This is a genomic window from Paenibacillus timonensis (genome assembly GCF_022427145.1).
Classification (GTDB): Bacteria; Bacillota; Bacilli; order Paenibacillales; family Paenibacillaceae; genus Fontibacillus; species Fontibacillus timonensis.
This window is the reverse complement of record NZ_JAKSXN010000063.1, coordinates 1-22,556: the sequence shown is the minus strand read 5'-3', so window position 1 is coordinate 22,556 and position 22,556 is coordinate 1. Positions and strand designations below refer to the sequence as shown.

The 22,556-nt window shown below is 57.1% G+C and carries 20 protein-coding genes and 2 riboswitches; of the genes, 15 read left to right on the top strand and 5 right to left on the bottom strand.

Annotated elements, in window-relative coordinates:
• Positions 1-28: 28 nt before the first annotated feature.
• Genes MJ257_RS20380 through MJ257_RS20370 form a run of 3 tightly spaced genes read left to right on the top strand, consistent with a single transcriptional unit; the run spans position 29 to position 3,130 of the window.
• The gene (locus MJ257_RS20380; RefSeq protein ID WP_240270979.1) at positions 29-1,354 is read left to right on the top strand and encodes a putative DNA modification/repair radical SAM protein; all 1,326 of its coding nucleotides are present in this window, start codon (positions 29-31) and stop codon (positions 1,352-1,354) included.
• Positions 1,339-2,109, top strand: a complete 771-nt coding sequence (locus MJ257_RS20375; protein WP_240270978.1) for a TIGR03915 family putative DNA repair protein — start codon at positions 1,339-1,341, stop codon at positions 2,107-2,109. The genes MJ257_RS20380 and MJ257_RS20375 overlap by 16 nt, the downstream gene beginning before the upstream one ends.
• Before the next feature lie 55 nt (positions 2,110-2,164).
• Positions 2,165-3,130 (top strand): TRM11 family SAM-dependent methyltransferase, encoded by a 966-nt coding sequence (locus MJ257_RS20370; RefSeq protein ID WP_372489862.1) that lies wholly within the window; start codon positions 2,165-2,167, stop codon positions 3,128-3,130.
• Between the two features lie 94 nt (positions 3,131-3,224).
• Here MJ257_RS20370 and MJ257_RS20365 read toward each other — a convergent pair whose 3' ends face one another.
• Positions 3,225-4,013: a nucleotidyltransferase domain-containing protein gene (locus MJ257_RS20365; protein WP_240270976.1), complete on the bottom strand. Its 789-nt coding sequence runs from the start codon at positions 4,011-4,013 to the stop codon at positions 3,225-3,227.
• Between the two features lie 262 nt (positions 4,014-4,275).
• On the opposite strand from MJ257_RS20365, the gene MJ257_RS20360 reads away from it, so the two are divergent.
• From MJ257_RS20360 to MJ257_RS20315, 10 genes are all read left to right on the top strand, one after another.
• Entirely contained in the window at positions 4,276-5,859 is a 1,584-nt protein-coding gene (locus tag MJ257_RS20360) for a methyl-accepting chemotaxis protein (RefSeq protein WP_240270975.1), read from the top strand.
• A gap of 82 nt (positions 5,860-5,941) precedes the next feature.
• A riboswitch (cobalamin riboswitch) is annotated at positions 5,942-6,150 on the top strand.
• Between the two features lie 37 nt (positions 6,151-6,187).
• Entirely contained in the window at positions 6,188-6,376 is a 189-nt protein-coding gene (locus tag MJ257_RS20355; protein WP_240270974.1) for a hypothetical protein, read from the top strand.
• Between the two features lie 20 nt (positions 6,377-6,396).
• Positions 6,397-7,407: an ABC transporter substrate-binding protein gene (locus MJ257_RS20350; protein WP_240270973.1), complete on the top strand. Its 1,011-nt coding sequence runs from the start codon at positions 6,397-6,399 to the stop codon at positions 7,405-7,407.
• Positions 7,404-8,453: a FecCD family ABC transporter permease gene (locus MJ257_RS20345; RefSeq protein ID WP_240270972.1), complete on the top strand. Its 1,050-nt coding sequence runs from the start codon at positions 7,404-7,406 to the stop codon at positions 8,451-8,453. Before MJ257_RS20350 ends, MJ257_RS20345 begins: the two co-directional genes overlap by 4 nt.
• Positions 8,450-9,253 (top strand): ABC transporter ATP-binding protein, encoded by an 804-nt coding sequence (locus MJ257_RS20340; protein ID WP_240270971.1) that lies wholly within the window; start codon positions 8,450-8,452, stop codon positions 9,251-9,253. Before MJ257_RS20345 ends, MJ257_RS20340 begins: the two co-directional genes overlap by 4 nt.
• A 114-nt stretch (positions 9,254-9,367) precedes the next feature.
• The gene (cobT, locus tag MJ257_RS20335) at positions 9,368-10,465 is read left to right on the top strand and encodes a nicotinate-nucleotide--dimethylbenzimidazole phosphoribosyltransferase (protein ID WP_270406838.1); all 1,098 of its coding nucleotides are present in this window, start codon (positions 9,368-9,370) and stop codon (positions 10,463-10,465) included.
• Positions 10,462-11,049 (top strand): bifunctional adenosylcobinamide kinase/adenosylcobinamide-phosphate guanylyltransferase, encoded by a 588-nt coding sequence (gene cobU, locus MJ257_RS20330; protein WP_240270970.1) that lies wholly within the window; start codon positions 10,462-10,464, stop codon positions 11,047-11,049. The genes cobT and cobU overlap by 4 nt, the downstream gene beginning before the upstream one ends.
• Positions 11,046-11,900, top strand: coding sequence for an adenosylcobinamide-GDP ribazoletransferase (gene cobS / locus MJ257_RS20325; RefSeq protein ID WP_240270969.1), 855 nt, complete (start codon positions 11,046-11,048; stop codon positions 11,898-11,900). The genes cobU and cobS overlap by 4 nt, the downstream gene beginning before the upstream one ends.
• A 152-nt stretch (positions 11,901-12,052) precedes the next feature.
• Positions 12,053-13,675 (top strand): cobyric acid synthase, encoded by a 1,623-nt coding sequence (locus tag MJ257_RS20320; RefSeq protein WP_240270968.1) that lies wholly within the window; start codon positions 12,053-12,055, stop codon positions 13,673-13,675.
• A 38-nt stretch (positions 13,676-13,713) separates the two neighbouring features.
• A riboswitch (cyclic di-AMP (ydaO/yuaA leader) is annotated at positions 13,714-13,856 on the top strand.
• A gap of 161 nt (positions 13,857-14,017) precedes the next feature.
• On the top strand, positions 14,018-15,169 hold the full coding sequence (locus MJ257_RS20315) for a KamA family radical SAM protein (protein ID WP_178020744.1): 1,152 nt from the start codon (positions 14,018-14,020) through the stop codon (positions 15,167-15,169).
• A 73-nt stretch (positions 15,170-15,242) separates the two neighbouring features.
• Here MJ257_RS20315 and MJ257_RS20310 read toward each other — a convergent pair whose 3' ends face one another.
• Both MJ257_RS20310 and MJ257_RS20305 read right to left on the bottom strand, forming a co-directional pair.
• Positions 15,243-16,934, bottom strand: a complete 1,692-nt coding sequence (locus MJ257_RS20310) for a methyl-accepting chemotaxis protein (RefSeq protein WP_240270966.1) — start codon at positions 16,932-16,934, stop codon at positions 15,243-15,245.
• A 265-nt stretch (positions 16,935-17,199) separates the two neighbouring features.
• Positions 17,200-18,285, bottom strand: coding sequence for a M24 family metallopeptidase (locus MJ257_RS20305; protein WP_240270965.1), 1,086 nt, complete (start codon positions 18,283-18,285; stop codon positions 17,200-17,202).
• A gap of 187 nt (positions 18,286-18,472) precedes the next feature.
• Here MJ257_RS20305 and MJ257_RS20300 point away from each other — a divergent pair, with 187 nt between their 5' ends.
• Together MJ257_RS20300 and MJ257_RS20295 are read left to right on the top strand one after the other, a co-directional pair.
• On the top strand, positions 18,473-19,996 hold the full coding sequence (locus MJ257_RS20300) for an MDR family MFS transporter (protein WP_270406839.1): 1,524 nt from the start codon (positions 18,473-18,475) through the stop codon (positions 19,994-19,996).
• Between the two features lie 6 nt (positions 19,997-20,002).
• Positions 20,003-20,584, top strand: coding sequence for a PadR family transcriptional regulator (locus MJ257_RS20295; protein ID WP_240270964.1), 582 nt, complete (start codon positions 20,003-20,005; stop codon positions 20,582-20,584).
• 161 nt (positions 20,585-20,745) lie between these two features.
• Here MJ257_RS20295 and MJ257_RS20290 read toward each other — a convergent pair whose 3' ends face one another.
• Both MJ257_RS20290 and queF read right to left on the bottom strand, forming a co-directional pair.
• Positions 20,746-21,720 carry a 2-hydroxyacid dehydrogenase gene (locus tag MJ257_RS20290; protein WP_240270963.1) on the bottom strand — a complete coding sequence of 325 codons (975 nt, stop codon included), beginning with the start codon at positions 21,718-21,720 and terminating at the stop codon, positions 20,746-20,748.
• A gap of 55 nt (positions 21,721-21,775) precedes the next feature.
• Entirely contained in the window at positions 21,776-22,273 is a 498-nt protein-coding gene (gene queF / locus MJ257_RS20285) for a preQ(1) synthase (protein WP_240270962.1), read from the bottom strand.
• Positions 22,274-22,556 lie beyond the last annotated feature (283 nt).

The window sequence follows — 22,556 nt, the reverse complement described above, 5'->3', positions numbered from 1 at the left end:
TAATGCAGTCAATAGGGAGGCTGCAAAGATGAACGTATACGACAAGCTGACCATTTTGACGGATTCGGCCAAATACGATGTATCGTGTTCCTCCAGCGGCGTGGAGCGGGGAAGCGGAGCGAGCGGCGACAGCCGGGCGGTGGGCAACACTGTCGCTTGCGGCATTTGCCACAGCTTTGCCGCCGATGGCCGGTGCATCTCGCTGCTCAAGCTGCTGATGTCGAACGTCTGCATCTATGACTGCAAATACTGCGTTAACCGGCGCTCCAACGACACGCGCCGCGCCGCGTTTACGCCGGAGGAGCTGGCGGAGCTGACGATGCATTTCTACCGCCGGAACTACATCGAAGGATTGTTCCTCAGCTCCGGGATCATGCGCAGCCCGGATTATACGACGGAACAACTGATACGGACGCTGGAGCTGCTGCGGAACCAATACGGGTTCGGCGGCTATATTCACGTGAAGGCGATTCCCGGTGCCGACCCGGCGCTGATTGCCCGGCTCGGCTTACTCGCGGACCGCATGAGCGTGAACATCGAGCTGCCGTCGCAGGACAGCTTGCTTCAGCTTGCGCCGGATAAGAGCAAGGAGGCGATCCTGAAGCCGATGCGCACCATTCGGCAAGGCATTCGCGAGAACGGCAGCGATCTCGTGAAATACCGCCACGCCCCCCGGTTTGTGCCCGGCGGGCAAAGTACCCAGCTCATCATCGGCGCTACGCCCGACAGTGATCTAAGCATCCTGAACCTGACGGAGGCGTTATACCGCAAATATGAGCTGAAGCGGGTGTATTATTCCGCCTACACGCCGGTGGCGGAGCATACGCTGCTGCCGTCGCTGGACACCAAGCCGCCGCTGCTGCGGGAGCACCGCCTGTACCAAGCGGACTGGCTACTGCGTTTCTACGGCTTTGAAGCCAAGGAGCTGCTCGATGAGCGCACGCCGAATTTCAATTTATTTATGGATCCGAAATGTCACTGGGCGGTCCAGCATATCGATCGTTTTCCGGTGGAGGTCAATACGGCTCCTTACGAAACGCTGCTGCGCGTCCCGGGGATCGGCATACGCAGCGCTAAACGGATTGTGGCGGCGCGGCGAACGGGGCGACTTGATTTTCATGGATTAAAGAAGCTGGGAGTTGTGCTGAAGCGGGCGCAATATTTCCTGACTTGTTCTGGCCGTCGGCTGGAGGGGCTAAAGGTGAACGAAAGCACGATTCTGAGATCCTTGCTGTCCCGTAAGGAGATCGATCTGTTCCTGCCGCAGCCGAAGGTGGAGCAGCTGTCGTTGTTCTCCGACGAGGAATTGGCGGGGACAGCGGGAAGGGAGCTCGGCGCATGGCTGCTTGGATGAAGGAAGCGGCGTACGCTTATGACGGGAGCTTCGACGGCCTGTTGAGCTGTGTGTTCGAAAGCTACGAACGCAAGGAGGAGTTGGTCGATCTCCGCGCCGAGGACGACCCGCAGGTCACGTTATTTGAGTCGCGGTGGGTAGAGACCTCGCCGGAGAAAGCGTCTCGGGTCTATGCTGCCATCAGGCGTAAGATATCGCCGGAAGCCCAGGAGCTCGTCCGGCGTGGTTTCCTGACCTGCGAGCCGCAGAAGGATCTGCTGATTTACCGCTTTTTGCGTCTCGGGTTCCGTTATGGGCGGGCAGCGATGGATATGTTGACCGATACGACGGTGCACCGGCTGCGCAAAGCGGTGAGGCACTTGAACACGGAGAGCCACGCATTCATGGGGTTCGTTCGTTTTTCCGTTTACGGCGACGTGTTGGTTTCCGTCATTGAACCCAAGAACCGCGTACTGCCGATCTTGGCTCCGCATTTCAGTGACCGGTATCGCCGGGAGGCGTTTCTGATTTACGATCAAACCCATCGTCAGGCGCTGATTCATCGCCCGAAGGAGACAAATGCGGAACGGACGGAAATTGTGGATCTCGACGAGCTTGTGCTGCCGGAGGCGGGGGAACAGGAGTTGGCTTACCGCCGGTTATGGAAGCAATTTTACGACACGGTGGCGATTCGGGAACGGCTTAACCCGCAGGGGCGGTTGTCCCATATGCCTAAACGGTACTGGGCGCAGTTGACGGAAATGCGGGAAGAGTGAAGCTTCTGGTACAATGGGGAGATAAGCCGTCAGAGAGGATGTCGCTAGATTGAACTTGAACCTGCACAACTTGAATTCATCCCCCATCACCTATATTTATCCATTCGCCAGCCATGAGAGCGAGCGGGAGCTGTGCCTGATGGAGCAGCGCGCCTTGTTTGGGCAGGCTTCTGAGGGGGCGGCTTACCTGGAAAGCCCGCTCCGGTTGCCGCCCAATCGCAGCCCGTTCGTTCAGCTGCGGTTGGATGTATTGTTTGCCGCACCTACCCTGGCTGAGCTTGGTGAGCTGGCGTCGTTGCTGGATTTGGAGGGGCGCAGCTTCAAGATCCGGTATCTCAAGTGCGGACGGCGGCTAACGTATGAAGGGGAGCGCGAGGCGGAGCGCCGGATCGGCGCCCGGATTCGCGGCATCGCGGAGATGCGTGACCCCGATGTGACCTTCGGCCTTTTGGCTCGGGAGGAGGATTGGGTGCTCGGGATAAGCCGCGCGGCGGAACCGGTCTGGCTTGCGCACAAAGAGAAACCGAACAACTATTCCACCGGATTAACGACGGTGGTTGCCCGGGCGCTCGTCAATATCGCCGTGCCCGCCGCGGAGGGCAAGCGCGCGATCGACCCGTGCTGCGGCATGGGCAACGTGCTGATCGAAGCGTTGTCGATGGGCATCGATATCGTTGGACGGGACATCAATCCGGTAGCGGTTCGCGGTGCCAGAAGCAATTTGCGACACTTCGGTTATGACGATACGGAACTCTTGGGGATCGGCGATTTAAACGGGCTAGATGGGGCTTACGACGCCGCGATCGTCGACCTTCCCTATAATCTGTGCTCGGTTCTCCTTGCCGAGGAGCGGCGGCGGATGTTGAGCAGTGTGGGGCGAATCGCCCCGAGGGCGGTCATCGTATCCACCGAGCCGCTGGAGCGGGATCTCGCTTCTGCGGGCTTGAACATTAAGGACCACTGCACGGTTGCCAAAGGCCATTTCGTTCGAAACGTATGGTTGGTTAGTAGAGGAATGTAACGCATTACGTTACGTTTTTTTATGGTTCCTTTGAATAGTAATTGCCTCCGATTTGCAAAGTAAAGCCCCCCACCAACTATAGCGGGGGGCTCGGTCATTGGGACCGTTCTGAATAGATTCCCTCAAGAAACTCGATTGTGATGCGTTCCGCTTCAATCCTCGGTGAAATTTCTGAAACTTGACGCAACCGTTGATACATGTTGATTGTATTTTTTAGAGCGTGGTAGCAACTCTCAAAGTTGTGGATGGGAATGGTTCCTCTTAATTCTTCTACTTCTTTGGGAGCGTATTTTTCTAGCTTTCGAACCCCTCTCGGGAGATGGCCGTTACAAATGAGTACCAATGGCCCCAACACTGCATTCCGCATAAATGTTAGAGTATCGATTATTTCGAAGATTTCGCCTCTTCCTAATTTTGTAGCGCAGTAATGCACCCATACCCAGAAGCGGTCTTCAATCCATTGAGGATGAGGGGTAGGGAAAGACGGACTTGTTCTGCTGATGATAGCTGTTATCTCAGTACCTTTCTCCCAAAGAATCAAAGGATCCTCAATTCGGGATTCGAGCTCATCCAGTTGAACAAATTTTAGGTCGACATGAAGAGGGGGTGGGCCATATAAACAGATAAGCAATCTAGGTTCCCCGACGTGTTCGCCTGTAAATGCTGAAAGTAAGTTACCCAGTCTTTCGGCTAGTGAGTGGCGTTGTTCCATGATTTCGCCTCGAAAAGCACTATCGTATACGATGATTAAGTCCAGATCACTGTACTCATCCATTTCCCCGTACATCATGGATCCACCTGCGAGGAGCCCTATTAGTCGTTGATCTTGACTCACATACTTAATGGCTTCCTGAATGAATCGATTGTGAAAAGGCAACCTCATGATAAGCACTCCTTCATTTGTGACCCATAAAATGGGTATTATTAAAAAATATCATATAAATGGAGTAGGCCGCAAGATCATTAGGACCAATTTCACAGCAAACGAATCGGGTGCGCCAGATATCATGTTTTTGAAATAATCGTTCTATTTATAGAAATGCGTCGATTATTTGCACAGGGTCTCGAAATGCCCAACTTTTACCTTTTTATGACTTCAGTCCTATTCTATAATGTTAGCAAAAATGACATGTAGGGGTGGGGACATGAATCAACTCCGTTGGTTGGGAAAATACGCGGCTTGGCTTGGCGCGGGATTGGCGGTACTGCTTGCGGCTAGTTCGGTATTGGCGAAGACGCCGTGGTACATCATGGTTTTGGCGCTATTGACGCTTTTAAGCTTGGTTTATTCGCTGCTGATACCGGGAATCGGCCGGGAGGCAAAGCCGAGAAGCGGATCGCAGGGGGGAAAGCCGATTGGGGCAGAGACTGGCGAACCTCGGCGGGAGGAGACCGATTGGACTTCGGTCTTCAACGAATCGCTGGTAGCGGCGGACCGGCTGCAGGCAGCGGTTGGCGAAGTGAGCGAAAGCCTCGAACAGCTGCAAGGGTTAGCCGATACGGCGGCGGCGGAGGATTTGAAGCTGAAGCAAAGCAGCGAACGTTCGCTGGAACAAGTGCAGGAGAGCTTGGCAGCGATGGAAGAGGTTGCTGCTTCGGCTTCCCAAATCCATGACGCCGCGGAGCATCTCCTCAGCCGCAGCGAGCACGCCCGGGCCGAAGCGGTGCGGATGGCCGGGGCGCTGGAAGCGGCAGACGGTACGATCCGTTCGTTGGCCGACTCCCAGGAATCGATTGCCGGGCCGATGGAGGAATTGGAGACCAACACGCGCAAGCTGGGCTCGTTGTACCGGAGTCTGGAGGAGATCGCCGGGGAGGTGGCTTTGCTGGCGCTGAACGCGTCCATTGAAGCGGCTCGCTTGGGTGCTCAGGGCAAAGGTTTCGACGTCGTTGCCGTTCGCATGCGCCAATTAGCGGACCAAAGCACCGAGGCGATCAGCCGCTCTGCGCCGTTGTTTCGGCAGATTTCCGCGGATGTGGACCGCGTGAAGTCTACGCTGAAAGGCGGCCGGGATTCGGCGTTGGAGGGCATTTCCCTGATGAAGCGGATGGGGGAGGATATCCGTTTCATCGCGGAGGAAGTGGCCGGGGTGAACGGGCTGGTTGCCGAGACGGGGCAGCGAAGCCGGGAACAAGCCGAACTGACACGTAACATGGAGGCCATGTTAGGCGAAGTCCATGAAGCTCTAAACCGGAGCATTGTCCATGTGGAGGGTGCGCTGGCTCGTATGGAGTCCGAGCGGGAGCATATTTCCAAGCTGCAGACGGTGGTCGTGGGCCTCGACCGGGCGCAAGGCGAGCTGATGGTCTCGCTCAAATCCGTTCATTCGGGGGAGGACTCCGCCGTCGGAGGCGAAGACGCGGTGGCGTTAGGACAGGCCTATGCCCGGAAGCTGCTTACGGCAGCCGAACAGCCGCGGTTTCTGGCGATGGAACCGGTCGGACACCGGGCGGCGCTGGAGGAGCTCTTGGCCGCGGAACCCGGTTTGGAGGCGGCCTGGTCAAACCGGGAGGACGGTTCCTTTGTCGTGTCCATCCCGGAGGCCGGCTTGCTGAACGCCAAAGGCCGGGAATGGTTCCGCCGGGCGCTTGCCGGGGAGACGGTTGTCTCCGAGGTATATATCTCGGCAATTACGAAGCGGCGCTGCATGACGCTGGCCGTACCGATCCGCCGCGGCGGCGAAGCGATCGGCGTCTTGGGAGCCGATTTGTCGCTGGAGCGGTACTAAAAACCGGAGAGATGGATTGGATATTGTCAGTTTCCCGCTTTTCCCCTATAATCCAATAGAGAAGAAAGCCTTAAGACAAGCGTACAAATTGTGCCCGTAGGTCCTGAAGCAGCGGTGAAGCTTACCGTACCGCTTCGGGTTAAAAGGGAAGCCGGTGCAAATCCGGCACGGTCCCGCCACTGTAAACAGGGACGAGCTCATGAGGCCACTGTCGCCCGCGAAGGGGGATGGGAAGGCGAGCTTTCGTCGATACCTGGAAGTCAGGAGACCTGCCACGGGAATTCAAGACGGTCCTTCGAGGAAAGGATAACGTTCTGCCAAGAATATCATGGCTTGGCGCCGAATCGGGGAACCGCTCCGCGATGCAGGCGTGCGGCATGACTTTGTAGACGTAACCCCATCCACCAGGATTGGGGTTTTTCTTTGCTGCCGGGAGGGATGGAGTTCGGCTGGGCATGACGTCCGGCTGCACGACGTACCGCTGGAGCACGGGGCGATTCTTTACCTACTGGAATAAAAAAAAGGGGAGATCTGGAGATGAAGAACTGGAAACGAATCGGGAGCCTGGGGCTGCTGGCACTGATGCTGGTGCTGGCTGCTTGCGGTAACAATAACGCGGTCAACCAAGGGACGGGGAACGCTGCCGAGGCAGCGCAGCAAACGCAAAACGCCGGGACGAACGCAACTGCGGAACAACCGGCTGCACAGGAGACGACTTATCCGTATACCGTGACGGATTCCACCGGCAAGGAGTTCACGTTTGACGCGGCGCCGGAACGAATCGTATCGCTGGCACCGTCGGAGACGGAAGTGTTGTTTGCGCTTGGGCTTGACGAACAAGTTGCGGGCGTATCCGATCTGGACGATTATCCGGAAGCGGTAAAGGACAAACCGCGGATGGGCGGATTCCAGGTGAACGTAGAAGCGATCGTGGCGGCGCAGCCGGATTTGGTACTGGCAGCCAGCCTGATCGACGCGGCGACGGTCAAAAGCTTGACGGATATGGGACTTACCGTGTTCCAGTCCAATCCGAAGACGATCGATGCGGTCATGGAGCATATCCAAACGATCGGCGAAATCACGAACCACCAGAGCGAAGCGGCTGAGGTCGTCGGGAAGATGAAGCAGGAAGTCCAAACCGTTACCGATGCGGTAGGTTCGTTGAGCGAGGATCAGAAGAAAAAGGTGTACATCGAATTTTCCCCGGGCTGGACGGTCGGAAAAGGCGAATTCATGGATGAAATGATCACGTTGTCCGGCGGCATCAACGTCGCTTCGGATGTCGAGGGATGGTCCGAAATCAATGAGGAACAGATCATCCAGGCGAACCCGGACGTCATTTTGTATGCAAAAAGCGTGGTTGACGAGAATAACAAGACGTTGGCCGACATCATCAAGGGCCGTTCGGGATGGGATCAAATTACGGCCATTAAGGAGAATCGGATCATCGCTTTGGACGATAACCTGCTGAGCCGTACGGGCCCTCGCGTGACGCAAGGGCTGATCGAAGTCGCCAAGGCGGTTCACCCGGATTTGATCCAGCCATGACGCGCGGCAGAGGGGCAGGATACGGTGCAGCCGGGCTCGTACTGCTGGCCGTGACGCTGCTGTTCTGCATCGGCATCGGCTCCGTTTATGTGCCGGCCGGGGACATTGCCGCTATTTTGCTGTACCGGCTCCCGGGACTTGGCCGCCTGATTACGCCGGATTGGAGTACGGCGGCAGAGCAAATCGTCGTACAGGTCCGTTTGCCCCGCGTAATGCTTGGGATGCTGGTTGGCGCTTCGCTTGCCGTGGCGGGCGCCGGCTTTCAAGGCGTGTTGCGCAACCCGCTGGCGGATCCTTTTACGCTGGGCGTATCGTCGGGTTCGGCGATCGGCGCGGCCGTGCTGATTTTTTTCGGATGGCAGTTTTCCCTGCTGGGCATCTTTACATTGCCGATGGTCGCCTTCGTGACGGGGGCGGTTACGTTATGGATCGTTATCTGGCTGGCTAGAGAGAACGGGCGGCTGCCCATCGAAAGCCTGGTCCTGTCCGGCGTGGTCATGCAGTCGTTTCTCGGCGCGGTCGTGTCCTTTTTAACGGCGATGTCGAAGAAGACGATCAATGAAATCTATTATTGGACGATGGGTAGTTTAAGCTTGCGCGGATGGTCGTATACGGCCATCCTTTTGCCGTATTTGCTGGTAGGCGCCCTGTTCCTGTGGAGCCGGGCCAAGCATTTGAACTTGCTGACTCTCGGCGAACGTCAGGCTTCCCACTCCGGGATGGCCGTGGAACGCACCAAACTGGCCGTGCTGCTCGTCGCCACGCTGATGACAGCGGCTGCGGTGTCAGTGTCCGGGGTCATCGGATTCGTAGGCCTGGTCGTTCCGCATATGATCCGCCTGATTACCGGACCGGATTACCGCCTGATCATCCCGCTGTCGGCGCTGGGCGGGGGGATCTTCATGATGTGGAGTGACCTGGCAGCCCGCTCGCTGCTGGCTCCGACGGAAATTCCGCTCGGCATCGTCACGGCATTCGTGGGAGCGCCTTTCTTTGGGTATCTGCTGTATCGGAAGAAAAAGCAGAGGGAGGAGGAGCTGCGTTGATCGAGGCGACAGGAGTTGCGAAGGCGTTTGGCCGGCTAGAGGTGCTCAAGGACGTGAATTGGCGGGTCGGGCCCGGCGAATTTTGGGGTCTGATTGGACCGAACGGCAGCGGTAAAACCACGCTGCTGAACCTGATCTCCGGCGTGGAGCAGCCGGATGCCGGCGCAATCGCGCTGGGGGGTCGCCCGCTAGCGGCTTATTCGCGCAAAGAGCTGTCGCGCAAGGTTGCCGTGCTCCAGCAGGATGGGCTTCCGCCCGTGGCGTTTACGGTCCGCGAGGTCGTGGAGATGGGACGTTTCGCCCATCAGGATTGGCGCGGCAAGGAGATTGGCGGGGCGGAAGCGGGACGCCGCTTAATCGATGGGATCATGGAGCGCCTCGACCTGAAGGAGCTGGAGCAACGTCCGCTGGGGGTGCTGAGCGGCGGGCAGCGGCAGCGGGTGGCGCTCGGGAAAGTGATGGCCCAGCAGCCCGAGCTGGTGCTGCTCGATGAACCGACGACCTATTTGGACTTGCGCTACCAGATGCAGTTTATGGAGATGGTCGCCGATTGGCAGCGTGAAGCGGGGCTGACGGTCGTTTCCGTGATGCATGATTTGAATTTGGCTGCGTTGTTTTGCAGCCATCTTCTTGTGATGAGCGGCGGTCGGGTCGTGGATCAGGGGGGACCGGAGGACATTTTGTCCCCGGAGCTAATCGCCTCGGTGTTTGGGGTTCAGGCGCATCAAGTGCCTCATCCGGATTCGGACGTTCCGCAGATATTATTGCGCCGGGAACGGGAACGGGAACGGTCGCATTAAGGGACGAGCCGCCGCTTGGAAGGCGGCAGAAGGGCACAAGGGCACATAGACAGGCACGATGAAGCGTGGACGTACGGAAGCATGGACTCGGAATGATGAAAGGGGAATGCGGTTATGGGTTACGATTCGGTAGGACAGCTGACGCAAGCGATCGTTCCGCTGGACGAAGCGGCGATGGAGGCGGCCTGGGTTCATTTGGACCGGTTGACGAAGCCGCCGGGGAGTCTCGGCAAATTGGAGGGATTGGCCGTAAAGCTGGCCGGGATCACGGGAGAGGCCAAGCCGGCGTTTCCGAAACGTTCGGTGATCGTGATGGCGGCGGATCACGGCGTCTGCGAGGAAGGAGTCAGTGCATTTCCGGCGGAGGTGACGCCGCAGATGGTACTTAACTTCCTGGCTGGCGGTGCGGCCGTGAATGTGCTTGCTCGCCAGGCTTCGGCCGACGTTGTTTGCGTGGATATCGGAGTGAATGCGGAACTGTCGCATCCGGGACTTGTCCAGCGGAAACTGCGTTACGGGACAGGGAACATGGCCAAAGGCCCGGCAATGAGCCGGGAGGAAGCGGAAGCCGCCATTCGAGTGGGGGCCGAAGTGGTAGATGGCGCGGTGTCCCAAGGCGTTCGGCTGTTCGTCACCGGGGAGATGGGCATCGGCAACACCACGGCCAGCGCCGCGATCATGAGCAGCCTGATGGGGATTGCGCCGCAGCAGAGCGTTGGACGCGGAACCGGGGTCAACGATGAACGGCTGCGGCATAAGATCGCCGTCGTGGAGCGGGCGCTGGAGGCGAATCGCCCGGATGCGGACGATCCGCTGGATGTGCTGGCCAAGGTGGGCGGACTTGAAATCGCCGGATTGACCGGCATCATCCTGGGAGCCGCCGCCCGGCGCTGCCCGGTCGTCATCGACGGCTTCATTTCGACCGTCGCCGCGTTGCTGGCGGTGCGCCTCAAGCCGGAGGCAGCCGGTTACCTGATCGCTTCGCATGTCTCCCACGAACAGGGACACCGCGCCCTTCTGCAGGAGCTGGGCCTGAATCCGATGCTGGAGCTGGACATGCGGCTAGGCGAAGGCACGGGCGGCGTGCTGGCGTTGCATCTCGTCGACGCGGCTTGCCGCATCGTGGCCGAGATGGCGACGTTCGAGAGCGCCGGCGTCGCGGACGGCGGGAACGGCGAGAGTGGCGGGCATGGCGGGGAGACGGCGCGATGAAGATCCTGGTGACCGGCGGCGCCCGCAGCGGCAAAAGCACGTTTGCCGAACGCTGGGTGATGAAGCACGCGAACGCTGCCTGTTATATTGCAACGGCGCAAGCGTTTGACGACGAGATGAGAGCCCGGATCAACCTGCACCGCCTTCAGCGGGAGCAAAGCGGATTCGCTTGGACCACGCATGAAGCGCCGCTGGGTCTGGCCGAACTGCTGCACGACCTTGGCGAACGGCCGGCTGAGCAAGGGGACCCGGCAGATGGGACCCTCCCCATCGTGTTGGTCGATTGCCTGACCCTGTGGCTGTCGAACGTGCTGCTTGGCGCGGGGGACGGGCCGGACGCCGCCGAAGCGGTTCTGGCGCGGGAAATCGAGCGGCTGGTCGCCGCGGTCGAAGCTTTTCCCGGTACGCTGGTGATGGTAACCAACGAGGTGGGCAGCGGCATCGTGCCCGAATATCCGCTGGGCAGGCTATACCGGGATTGGGCCGGGCTGTTGAACCGTACGATAGCTTCTATAACGGATCAGGTCTTTCTGGTCACTGCCGGAATCCCTATCGAGCTGAAAAGTCGGGAGTATCGCTTATGACCGAATCGAAACGAGATGCGGCTCCCCGGAAGGGCAAGTCTGGAGCTTTACAGCCGGTTTTGGCTGCCTTCCAGTTTCTGTCCCGCTTCCCGGTGCGGGCCGAGCTGGAATTTACGCCGGAATTGTTGAAGCGCAGCATCACCTATTATCCGCTTGTTGGGGCGGCGATCGGCGCCGCCGTTTGGGCGGGAGGCTGGCTTGCGGCGTGGTTGCTTCCGCCGTTTCCGGCCGCCGTCCTCGCTTTAATCCTCTGGGTCTGGCTTACCGGAGGACTGCATTTGGACGGCTGGATGGATACGGCCGACGGGCTGTTCAGCTACCGGTCGCGCGAGAGAATGCTTGAGATTATGAAAGACAGCCGGGTTGGTGCCATGGGGGTGCTGGCTTGCGTTCTTTTGCTCCTGCTCAAGGCCTCGCTGTTGGCGGGCCTCCTTCAAGGAGACCTGCCGACAACGGGGCTCGTGTTGCTGATGGCTCCTTTATGGAGCCGCTGGTTCATGACCCGCGCGATGCATCGGTGGCCGAAAGCCCGGCAAGGCGAGGGCTTGGCTGCCCAATTCCAGGGCTTTGGCGAACGGGATGCCTGGGGAGCTACCGTCATGGCCGTCACATTATCCGTCGTGGTGCTGTTATACACCCTGCTCCTGTCGCTTGTAGGGACTAACGAATCGACCCTGCTGCGTTCGCTTATCTATATCGTTTTAGCCCCCTTGCTCGCCTGGACTGCGGGAACCTGGGCGGCTCGCCGGATTAGTGCCAAGCTGGGCGGCCTGACTGGTGATACGTACGGAGCGTTAGGTGAAGGGCTGGAAGCTGTCTTGCTGCTGCTTGCCGTACTGATTTTGCAGTGAGCGAAGCCCCGCCCCGTGTACGGACGTTTTGCGCCATTATCCCGTTTGATCAGGTTGCTGGCAAACAGAGAAGTCTGGGAAAAGGGATAATCGTGCAACAGAGCCTGCCGAGACATCCCTCACACGATTCGGAAAAGGAGTGGAACTACGGGATGAATGAAAAACAGGAGAAGCTCCACGGGAAGGATCAAGACCAAATCGCTTCGGGCGCCGTGTTGATGATCCAAGGGACGGCATCGGACGTGGGCAAAAGCGTCATCGTGACAGCGCTGTGCCGCATCTTTGCGCAGGATGGACAACGTCCGGCTCCGTTCAAGTCGCAAAATATGGCCCTGAACTCCTATGTTACGCCGGACGGCCGGGAAATCGGCCGGGCGCAGGGCATCCAGGCGGAGGCTTGCGGCATCGTCGCCACCACGGACATGAATCCGGTGCTGATCAAACCGACCGGGGACATGCATTCGCAAATCGTCGTTCATGGGCGCCCTTATCAACATCTCAGTGCGTCGAGTTATCGGGAGGAATTCCTGCCCCAGGCGAAACCGCTGGTGATGGAGGCGCTCGGCCGGCTCCGCGCGAAGCACGGCATCGTCGTCATGGAGGGGGCCGGGAGTCCGGCGGAAATCAATCTAAAACAGCGGGATATCGTCAACATGAATCTGGCGGAATGGGCTGACGCTCCGGTTATCCTGGTAGGCGATATCGACCGCGGCGGCGTATTCGCTTTTCTCGTCGGCACGCTGGAGCTGTTGGAGCCGCAGGAACGCGCCCGGGTTAAAGGGTTCATCATCAATAAATTCCGCGGCGACTTGTCCCTGCTGCAGCCCGGGCTGGATTGGCTGGAGCGGCGGACCGGTATTCCCGTATTGGGCGTGCTCCCGTTCCTGAAGGATCTGGAAATTGAAGCGGAGGATTCCGTTGTCCTGGATACCTACGCAATCCGCCCGGAGAAGGCGGCAGACAAGGAGTTGGACATCGCGGTCATTCGTTATCCGCGTATTTCCAATTTCACCGATTTTGATCCTTTAGGCGCCGAACCGGACGTGTCGCTTCGTTACGTAAGCAAGCCTTCGGAGCTGGGATGTCCGGATGCCGTGATTTTACCGGGGACAAAGGATACGATCGGGGATTTGAAATTTTTGCGTGATCAAGGTCTGGAGGAGGCCATTCGCAGTTTGATCGAGGGAGGAACGCAGGTCCAGCTGATCGGCATCTGCGGCGGATATCAAATGCTGGGGGAGCAGTTGCTTGACCCTGAGGCGGTAGAATCCGACGAACCAAGGTCGGCGTTGGGACTGGGTTTGCTGCCTTTGTCGACGACCTTTCTCCCCGGCAAAAAGACGGTACGCGTGCACGGGCAAACGATCGACGGACAGCCGGTTCCGCTGAGCCCCCCGGACCGCCGATTGCCGATTGAGGGATATGAAATCCATGCCGGCTCCACCCGGCGACTTCGAGACATCAGCCCTTTGTTTACCCTGAAAGCCGACGTGCCGGAGCCAGAAGAAGCTGCAGCCACCCCGCATCCGGAAGGCGCAGCCCGAGCCGACGGGAGAGTGTTCGGAACTTATCTGCACGGGTTGTTTCATAATGATGCCTGGCGGCGCTCCTGGTTGGACGGGCTGCGGGCAGGCAAAGGTCTGAAACCTTTGGGCGTTACCTTCGCTTCCTCCTCGCGGAAGGAGGAGGCTTTCGATCGGCTGGCCGACCAGGTCCGCCGCCATTTGCGGATGGACCTGGTCTACGAAATCGCTGGCATCCGCCCGAAGTCGTAAAAAGGTAAGCTTTGACAAATCGGGCGAAGGTAAGGTAGCATAAAAGTACGCTTAATTTTCGATGGGTAAAGTCGAAAAGCGGGGGAACCACTTTTTGGGGCGAATCGTAGCAAGTTTATACGTAGGGAACCATCTTTCCCGAGCCCGTCAGCTAACCTCGTTTGCAGTGGATGGGTCATCTCGATTTTCTTTCAGTCATCAACCCATGACCCTGTTATTTGTACGGGGTCTTTTTGCGTTCTCCAAGACCTTTGACCCGAGCATTCGGCGGAGTACTCGCATTCACTGCAAGGTTTCCGGCTTCTTCTTTACGCATCGATCCCATTAAAGGAGGAGATGATTGTGGCAAATCCGAAGTACATCACCGACATCGCCAAGGTGAGCGAGTTGTCCGAGCAGGAGCGGCAGGAGTTGCAGCCGATTACGGACCAATTCGTCTTTCGGGTGAATGATTACTATCTGAATCTGATCGATTGGAACGATCCGGAGGACCCGATCCGCAAGCTGGTGATTCCGAATACGGGAGAGCTGAAGGAATACGGGCGCTGGGACGCTTCCGACGAGGCGGCCAACTATGCGGTTCCCGGCTGCCAGCACAAATACCGGACGACCGCGCTGCTGATCGTCTCCGAGGTTTGCGGCTCCTACTGCCGCTATTGCTTTCGCAAACGGCTATTCCGCAACGATGTGAAGGAGGCCATGTCGGATGTGACGCCGGGCATCGAGTACATCGCGCAACATCCCGAGATCAACAACGTCCTCCTGACCGGCGGCGACAGCCTGATCCTGGCCACCCGGAAGCTGCGTTCGATTCTCGAACAGCTGCGGGCCATCGAGCATGTCAAAATCATCCGGCTTGGCTCCAAAATCCCCGTCTTTAACCCGATGCGCATTTACGAAGATCCGGAACTGCTGGATCTGATCAGGGAATTCTCCACCGTAGACCAACGTATTTATGTCATGGCGCATATCAATCATCCGCGCGAAATTACCCCCGAGGCCAAACGAGGTTTCCAGGCGCTGCACGACGCAGGGGCGATCGTGGTCAACCAAACGCCGATCCTCAAAGGCATCAATGACGATGCGGCCGTGCTTGGCGAATTGCTGGATCGGTTATCCTGGGCCGGGGTGACCCCCTACTATTTCTTTATCAACCGGCCGGTTGCCGGGAATGCCGATTTCGTCATTCCGCTGAAACGGGCGTATCGGCTGGTTGAGGAAGCCAAAGCCCGCACTTCGGGTCTCGGCAAGCGCGTGCGCCTGTCAATGAGCCACTCGTCGGGCAAAATCGAAATCCTGGCGATTGAAGACGGCCACGCTTATCTCAAATATCATCAGTCGCGGGATAATGAGTACGGTAAATTCATGATCTTGCCTTGCCCGGACGATGCCGCCTGGTTCGATGATTTGCCGGGCAGCGAAGCCTATTGGAAGAAGCCGGAGAGGGAGCGGAACGAGGTTGTTTCCGTAAACGAAATGTCCTTTACCGGATAAAAAAACGTACCCTGACCGTCAACCCCGGGATATCCGGGGGGTCAGGGTACGTTTTTTTGATTAGCGTCGCCGGTTAAATCCGGAATTTCGCAATCGATTCCTGCAGCGACAACGCTTGCTCATGCAGCGAACGCACCGTGCGCGCATGGCTTTCCATTTCGCTGAGCTGCTGCTGCGAGTAGTTGGCGATTTGCTCCATATTGGCCAGCGATTTGGCCGTAATGTTGGCCGATTCCTCGACGGAAGCGGTCACTTCCTCGGTGCCGGCAGATACCTCCTGCGTCGAAGCCGAGACGGATTGAATCGTCAGGTTGACGTTATGAATGAGCTCCGTCAATTGTTCGAACGCTTGTCCGGCTTGCTTCACGCGCTCGGTACCGGAGATGATTTCCTCGCTGGCCCGTTGCATCGCGCTGACAGAATTTTCCGATTCTTCTCGGATGCTAAGCAGGTTCTCGCCGATTTCCTCCATCGCCAGGCGGGATTGCTCGGCCAGCTTGCGGACTTCCTCGGCGACGACGGCGAACCCTTTGCCGTGCTCGCCGGCCCGTGCGGCTTCAATCGCGGCGTTGAGCGCCAAAATATTAATCTGCTTCGTGATTTCCGTGATCGTCCCGACGACGTTCGAAATCGATTCCGAACGGTCGTTTAAGGTACGGATATGCTCGAGCGTCCGGTTCGCGGCATCTTCCACGTGCTGCATTTGCGTGACGGCCGTCTGCGCCAACGTATTGCCGGTGCCGGCTTCATCGGCGGCTTGTCCGATCCGCTCGGTGACTTCGGCGGACGAAGCGGCGATATGCTGCACGCCCTGCGAGATTTCCTCCATCGCACGGGCGTTCTCGGCCGCGGCCGACGCGATCGTCATGCTGCCGGCTTCGATTTCCTGGGTGGCCGCATTGGAACGGGAGATCAAATCCTCAAACGTCGTTACCGACCGGGACAAGTTTTCCGAGCCGCCTACTACCGCGTGGGACGTTTCCATGACGGCGGCGAACATGTCCTTAAGCTGATTGGTCATGGCCCGGAAGCTGCCGGCTAATTGGGCGACTTCGTCATTCCCTTTCACTTCGACCGTTTGGCGGAAATCGCCGCCGGCCATTTTTTCCGTAATCGCCACCAGCTTCTTCATCGGCTTCGTGATCCGCATGCTGACAAAGTAAGCCGCCGCCATGCCCGCAATAATGACGAGTAGGGTTATTCCGATACATATGTATAAAATCTGGTCCTTCTTCTTATCGATGAAGGTCGCGTCAAGGCCTACGGCGAGCATGGCTTTGCTGCCGGGAATGGCGATGAAGGCCGTTTTATGCGAGCCGAATTGGTCGGAGTACAGATCGCTGATATGTACACCGCTTTTGGACGCCTCGGTCATGGCCGGCTGAACCTCCAGCTTGTCGCCGGGTTTCATGCCGGAATTCTCGTTCGTCGCCAACACGGTGGCGCCATCTTCTTGAAGCTGAAGCAGGTAGGCGGTGCTCAAGTTAAAGTCCTTGGCGCTTTTCGTCAAATACGTCTCCACCGTAAAGCGTGAATTATCTTTCCCGCTGAGAAGTTGTAGGGCTTGGGTCGTATCCAGTCGTTTGAAGATGTCTTGGGTACTGGTCTGCAGCACTTTATCGAATTGCGGAAGCACGTTTTGGTTAATGATCCCCATGGTGATGTTATAAAAGCTCACGCTAAACAAAAGAGACGATACGACAATGATCACCGCATAGGTACTCATCAGTCTGCGGCTTATGGAGCGATTAATGACCTTGAACACGAAAATCCTCTCCGTTCCCCTTAAAATAATGGATTTTTATCGATGCATGGGTCGAACCAGTGTTTTCTCTTTTTAACCAGTGGTTCATAAGAATCATTCTATAGGAAAAAATGTGCTTTGAAAACGAAAAAGTCGTACTTTTTTTGGTTTTCGTAAGAACTTTCATGTAATTATACCTAAATCTATCGGAAAAAGACGAAAAAAAGAGCCTTTCGGCTCTTTCTGAAGCAGAAGGCTCTATCAGATTGATATATAACATCCTGTGTCAGATATAAGTCATTTGTTTCGGATAGGAAGTGAGGACTTCCACGCCGGTTGCGGTCACCAGCACATCGTCTTCAATGCGCACCCCTCCGACCCCCGGCACATAGACGCCCGGTTCAACGGTAAAAACGTGGCCCTCTGCCAGCAAAAATTCGTTCTCTCCATGAACGGAAGGGAACTCGTGCACGTCAATCCCTAGCCCATGACCCAGCCGATGGATGAAATAAGGACCGTAGCCGGCAGCTTCGATCACTTCGCGTGCGGCGCGGTCGATGGAGGCGAAGGTGACGCCCGGCCGGATGGCAGCAATCGCCGCTTCGTTGGCGGCAAGTACGGTTTCATAAATCCGGACCAGCTCCTTGGAGAGCTCGCCAACCCCGAAGGTGCGGGTGATATCCGAGGCGTAGCCGTCCGCATACACGCCGATGTCGAACATGAGGAGATCCCCGCGGCGGATCTGTCGATCGCCGGGAACCCCGTGCGGCAGGGCCGTTTTCTCGCCGGACAGCACCATGGAATCAAAGGAAGGACCGTCTGCGCCAAGCTTGCGGATTTGGTACTCGACTTCCGCAACGAGCTCGCTTTCGCTTACGCCTTCCTTTGCTTTTTTCAATGATTCGCTGAGCACCTGTTCGATCAAACGTACGGCATGCTTGATTTTGTCGACCTCTTCCGAGCTTTTGCGCACCCGCATGTCCCGAAGCCAAGGTCCTACATCCATATATCTAGAAAACGCCAGCTTCTCCTGCATTCGCTCAAAATTAGCCACGGACACCTGCTCCTTCTCGAAGCCGATCGTGCCAAGCGTGCCGGCAAGGCGCCCGTTCAGGAGGGCATAAGGATCGTCCGTATCGCCGTGCGTGAGAATCTCCGTAAGGTCCGTGGCATTGCGGGCCGCTTCCTCATCGAGGGCAGGGACAACCAGGAAAGGTTCGCTACCGGCTTGGAGGACGGCGCCGAGAAAGCGTTCATGCGGATTGCTTAAGAAGCCGGTAAGGTAATACACGTGCTTCGGATCGGTAATCAATAGCGTGTTGACGCCGGACTCTCGCATTTTGCGTTCTAATTCGGTCCATTTTTCATTCATTTTGAAAAAACTTCCTTTCGTTCGATCTCTTGTTCCATTATAGGGCAAAGCGCGCGAGAACGATAGTTTTCGGCAGGCAAGGAGGAGGGAACGGTTTTTTTGTTCAAAAGGTTTACTTTTTAAATATTTTCAATAAAATAGGAAGAGATAATATATTCAAATTTGAATAAGAAACAAAGGAGAGAAGATATTGGCTACTGAAAAGAAAGACCATACCCGGTTCATCCTGATCGGGTTGATGCTAGCGATCCTGATGTCGGCGATGGATAATACGATCGTGACGACCGCAATGGGGACGATCGTCGCCGATCTCGGCGGGATGGAACAGTTCGTTTGGGTGACTTCGGCCTATATGGTCACCGTCATGGCGGGAACGCCGATTTTTGGCAAGCTGTCGGACATGTACGGCCGGAAACGCTTCTTCTTGTTCGGCATCGTGATGTTCCTGCTCGGATCCGTATTATGCGGGCTTGCCGGCAGCATCGTTCAGCTCAGCATCTTCCGGGCGATCCAAGGGATCGGCGGAGGCGCGCTGATGCCGATTGCGTTTACGATCATCTACGACATTTTCCCGGTGGAGCAGCGCGGGAAAATGACCGGCTTGCTCGGCGCCGTCTTTGGCACGTCGAGCATTTTTGGCCCGCTGCTGGGTGCCTTCATTACCGACTCGCTTAGCTGGCATTGGGTATTTTACATCAACGTGCCGATCGGGATCGTGTCGCTGGCGCTGATTATCGCTTACTACAAAGAATCGTTGACGCATGCGAAGCAGCAGATCGACTGGGGCGGGGCATTTACCTTGGTGGGTGCCGTGGTGTGCCTGATGTTTGCGCTGGAGCTGGGCGGGGAGAAATACGCATGGGGTTCCGGCGTGATACTGGGCTTGTTTGCGGGATTTGCCGTGCTGTTCGTTGCTTTCCTGCTGCTCGAAACGAAAGCGCGGGAGCCGATCATTTCGTTTGACATGTTTAAAAACCGGCTTTACGCGACAAGTTGTTTGCTGGCTTTATTTTACGGGAGCGTCTTTATCGTCGCTACGGTGTACATTCCGATCTTCGTGCAAGGCGTATACGGCGGCTCGGCGACCAACTCCGGCATTATTTTGATGCCGATGATGATCGGCTCGGTCATCGGCAGCATGCTCGGTGGAATGCTCGCTTCCCGCATTCCTTACCGCACGGTCATGGCCCTGTCGGTCATTTGCTTCGTCGGCGGAATCTTTGCGCTTAGCACTTTGACAAACGATACATCCCGTCTGCTGCTTACGGTTTACAGTATTCTGACGGGCTTTGGCGTCGGGTTCTCCTTCTCGGTGCTCAGCATGGCGTCCGTGCATCATTTCGACATGCGGCAACGCGGAGCGGCAACCTCGACCAACTCGTTCCTCCGTTCGCTCGGGATGACGCTGGGGATTACGATTTTTGGCATCGTGCAGCGCAATCTGATGTCGGGAGCGATGACCGATGCGTTCGCCGGCATGGGACAAGGCGGGGCGAATTTCGGCGATACCCGGGAGGCGCTGAGTCCGGAGAAAAGAGCGCTGATTCCGCCTGCGATTTTGGATAAAATCACTGAAGCCTTGTCCACTTCGATCGCCCATACGTTTATGTGGGCACTGGTTCCAACCGTTTGTGCGGTGCTGGTCGTATTCGCGATGCCGAAGGACCGGATCGAGCGTGCTTCGGTTAAGCCTTCGAATCAGCAGGGTTAACGAACGATGAAGGCTTTAGCGATTCGCCTCTGCATCCTGGGCCTATTGCTTGAGGAGGATCAGCATCCCTATGAGATGCTGATCCGCATCCGGGACCGTTTCCTTGACCAGCACGGCAATTTCAAAGCCGGCTCGCTGTATTACGCGGTTGACCAATTGGCCAAGGAAGCGTATATCGAAGCCGTGGAAACGATCCAAACCGGCGGACGCCCGGACAAGACGGTATACCGGATCACGGACAAGGGGCGAGAGTATTTTCACAAGCTGCTGATCGATCGTTTTCAGGAGGAAGTCTCCGGTTATCATCCGCTGCATGTTGCCTTGGTGTTCGCAAGGCATGGGGAGCGCGACAAGGTGGCTGATTTACTGCGGGACCGCATTCGGGAGGCGGAGCATCAGGTCAATTTGAGCTACCAGGTCTACGAAGAACATCGGGGGATCGTGCCGCGGAGCGTGCTGCACCTGATGGCCGGCCGTTACGAGCATGCCCGAACGGAGCTCTCCTGGTTGCGCCGGTTATTTGCGGATGCCGAGGCCGGACGGTTGGGGGACCGCGATCCGGCCGATTTGCTGATCGAAGAGGAATAAGAAACTCCCCGGGCACCGTACGCGACTTTTGCATACGGGACCCGGGGAGTTTTTTTGATTTGTATTTTCGAGGTGAAGGCGAGCTAGAAAGAGAGAGCATGGATTGCTTGACTATGTTTGCTTAAGCCTGCTTAAGTACGCCTAGTGCGAGCATGCCCCGCTCAGTCTGGCCGCAGTTCCTTAACCAAGCTTGGCGGCGTCCGGCCTTCAAGCGCGGCGACCAGGTTTTCGGCGGCCCGCATCGCCATTTGCCGACGGGTTTGATCCGTGGCCGAACCGATATGCGGCAAGGTCACGACGTTAGGCAGCTTCAGCAGCGGATGGTCCGGATCGATCGGTTCCTTCTCGAACACGTCGAGTCCCGCGCCGTAGATTTGCCGGTTTTGCAAAGCGGCGGTCATCGCTTGTTCGTCGACGGTAGCCCCTCTCGAGGCGTTGACGAACACGGCCGTCGGCTTCATCAAGGCAAATTCGCGCTCGCCGATCAGCTTCCGCGTTTCCGGTGTGAGCGGCGTGATCAGCACGATAAAATCCGCTTCCTTGAGCAATTCGTCCAAGGTGCAATAAACGGCGCCCAGCTTGGCTTCGGCCTCAGGTCTGCGGCTGCGGTTGTGGTACAGCACTTCCATCCCGAAGCCGAATTGCCCCCGGTGGGCAACGGCTTCGCCGATTTCGCCCATCCCGATGATGCCAAGCTTCTTGTGGTGGACGTCCAAGCCGAATAGATTTTGACCGTCGCCGCGTTTCCATTGCCCCGCCTTGACGTATTTGTCCAGTTCCGATATCCGGCGGGCCACGTCCAGCATCAGCGCGAAGATCAGATCGGCGACCGTGTCGTTCAGGACGGCCGACGTGTTGGTTCCGATCACGCCGCGGGCTTTCATCGCTTCGAGATCAAAGTTGTTGTACCCGACGCTGATATTGCTGACGACTTTCAGCTTAGGCGCATGATCCAACAGCTCTTGATTGATGGTGCGGTCTGCGGTCAACAGGCCCTCGATATCGCTTAGGCTGGCTAGCAGCTGGTCTCGGCTGATTGGACCTTCACCGTCCCATTTGCGGATTTCGCAATGCTCGGCCAGGTAGTTTTCGACTTCCGGGGGAATCGGCCGGGAGATAAACACTTTCGGTTTCATGAGGTTCTCCTCTCTCGAATGACAAGGTCCGGTTCTGCATGCTCAAGCCAGGACCTTAACGGTTATCGATCTTCTCCGGATACATGTCGTGATTCAGCAGACGGTGTTCCGCCATCGCTTCGTATTTGGTGCCGGGACGGCCGTAGTTGGTGTAGGGATCGATGGAGATGCCGCCGCGCGGCGTAAATTTGCCCCAAACTTCAATGTACTTCGGATCCATGAGCTTAATCAGATCGTTCATGATGATATTGACGCAGTCCTCGTGGAAATCGCCATGATTGCGGAAGCTGAACAGATACAGCTTCAACGATTTGCTTTCCACCATTTTGACGTCGGGAATGTAACTGATGTAGATGGTGGCGAAGTCAGGCTGTCCGGTGATCGGGCAAAGGCTGGTGAATTCCGGACAGTTGAACTTTACGAAATAATCGCGGTACGGGTGCTTATTGTCGAAGCTCTCCAGCACCTCGGGCGCGTAGTCAAAAGGATATTTTACGCCCTGGTTGCCCAGCAGCGTGACGTCCTGCATTTCTTCGGGTTTTCTTCCGGCCATGGGAGGCCCTCCTTTAAGTATATTCAATACGCTTGATCGGCGTTGCATGTTTTGCAGCATGCGCAGTGCGTTGGTGCACTTACGTTCCGAAGCCGCCTTTCTGCAGCTAACGGACTACAGAGACGTTATTTGACGCTCCGAGGGTTCTTTCCGACTCTAACGGACCTAGGAGACCTTATTCCGAGGAAACGCAGCGAGTCGGCTGCAATAATGGCTCATTAAGGTCACTGGAGTCCGTTACAACGGGAAATACACGGGAAATCGTCAAATAAGGCCTGTACGG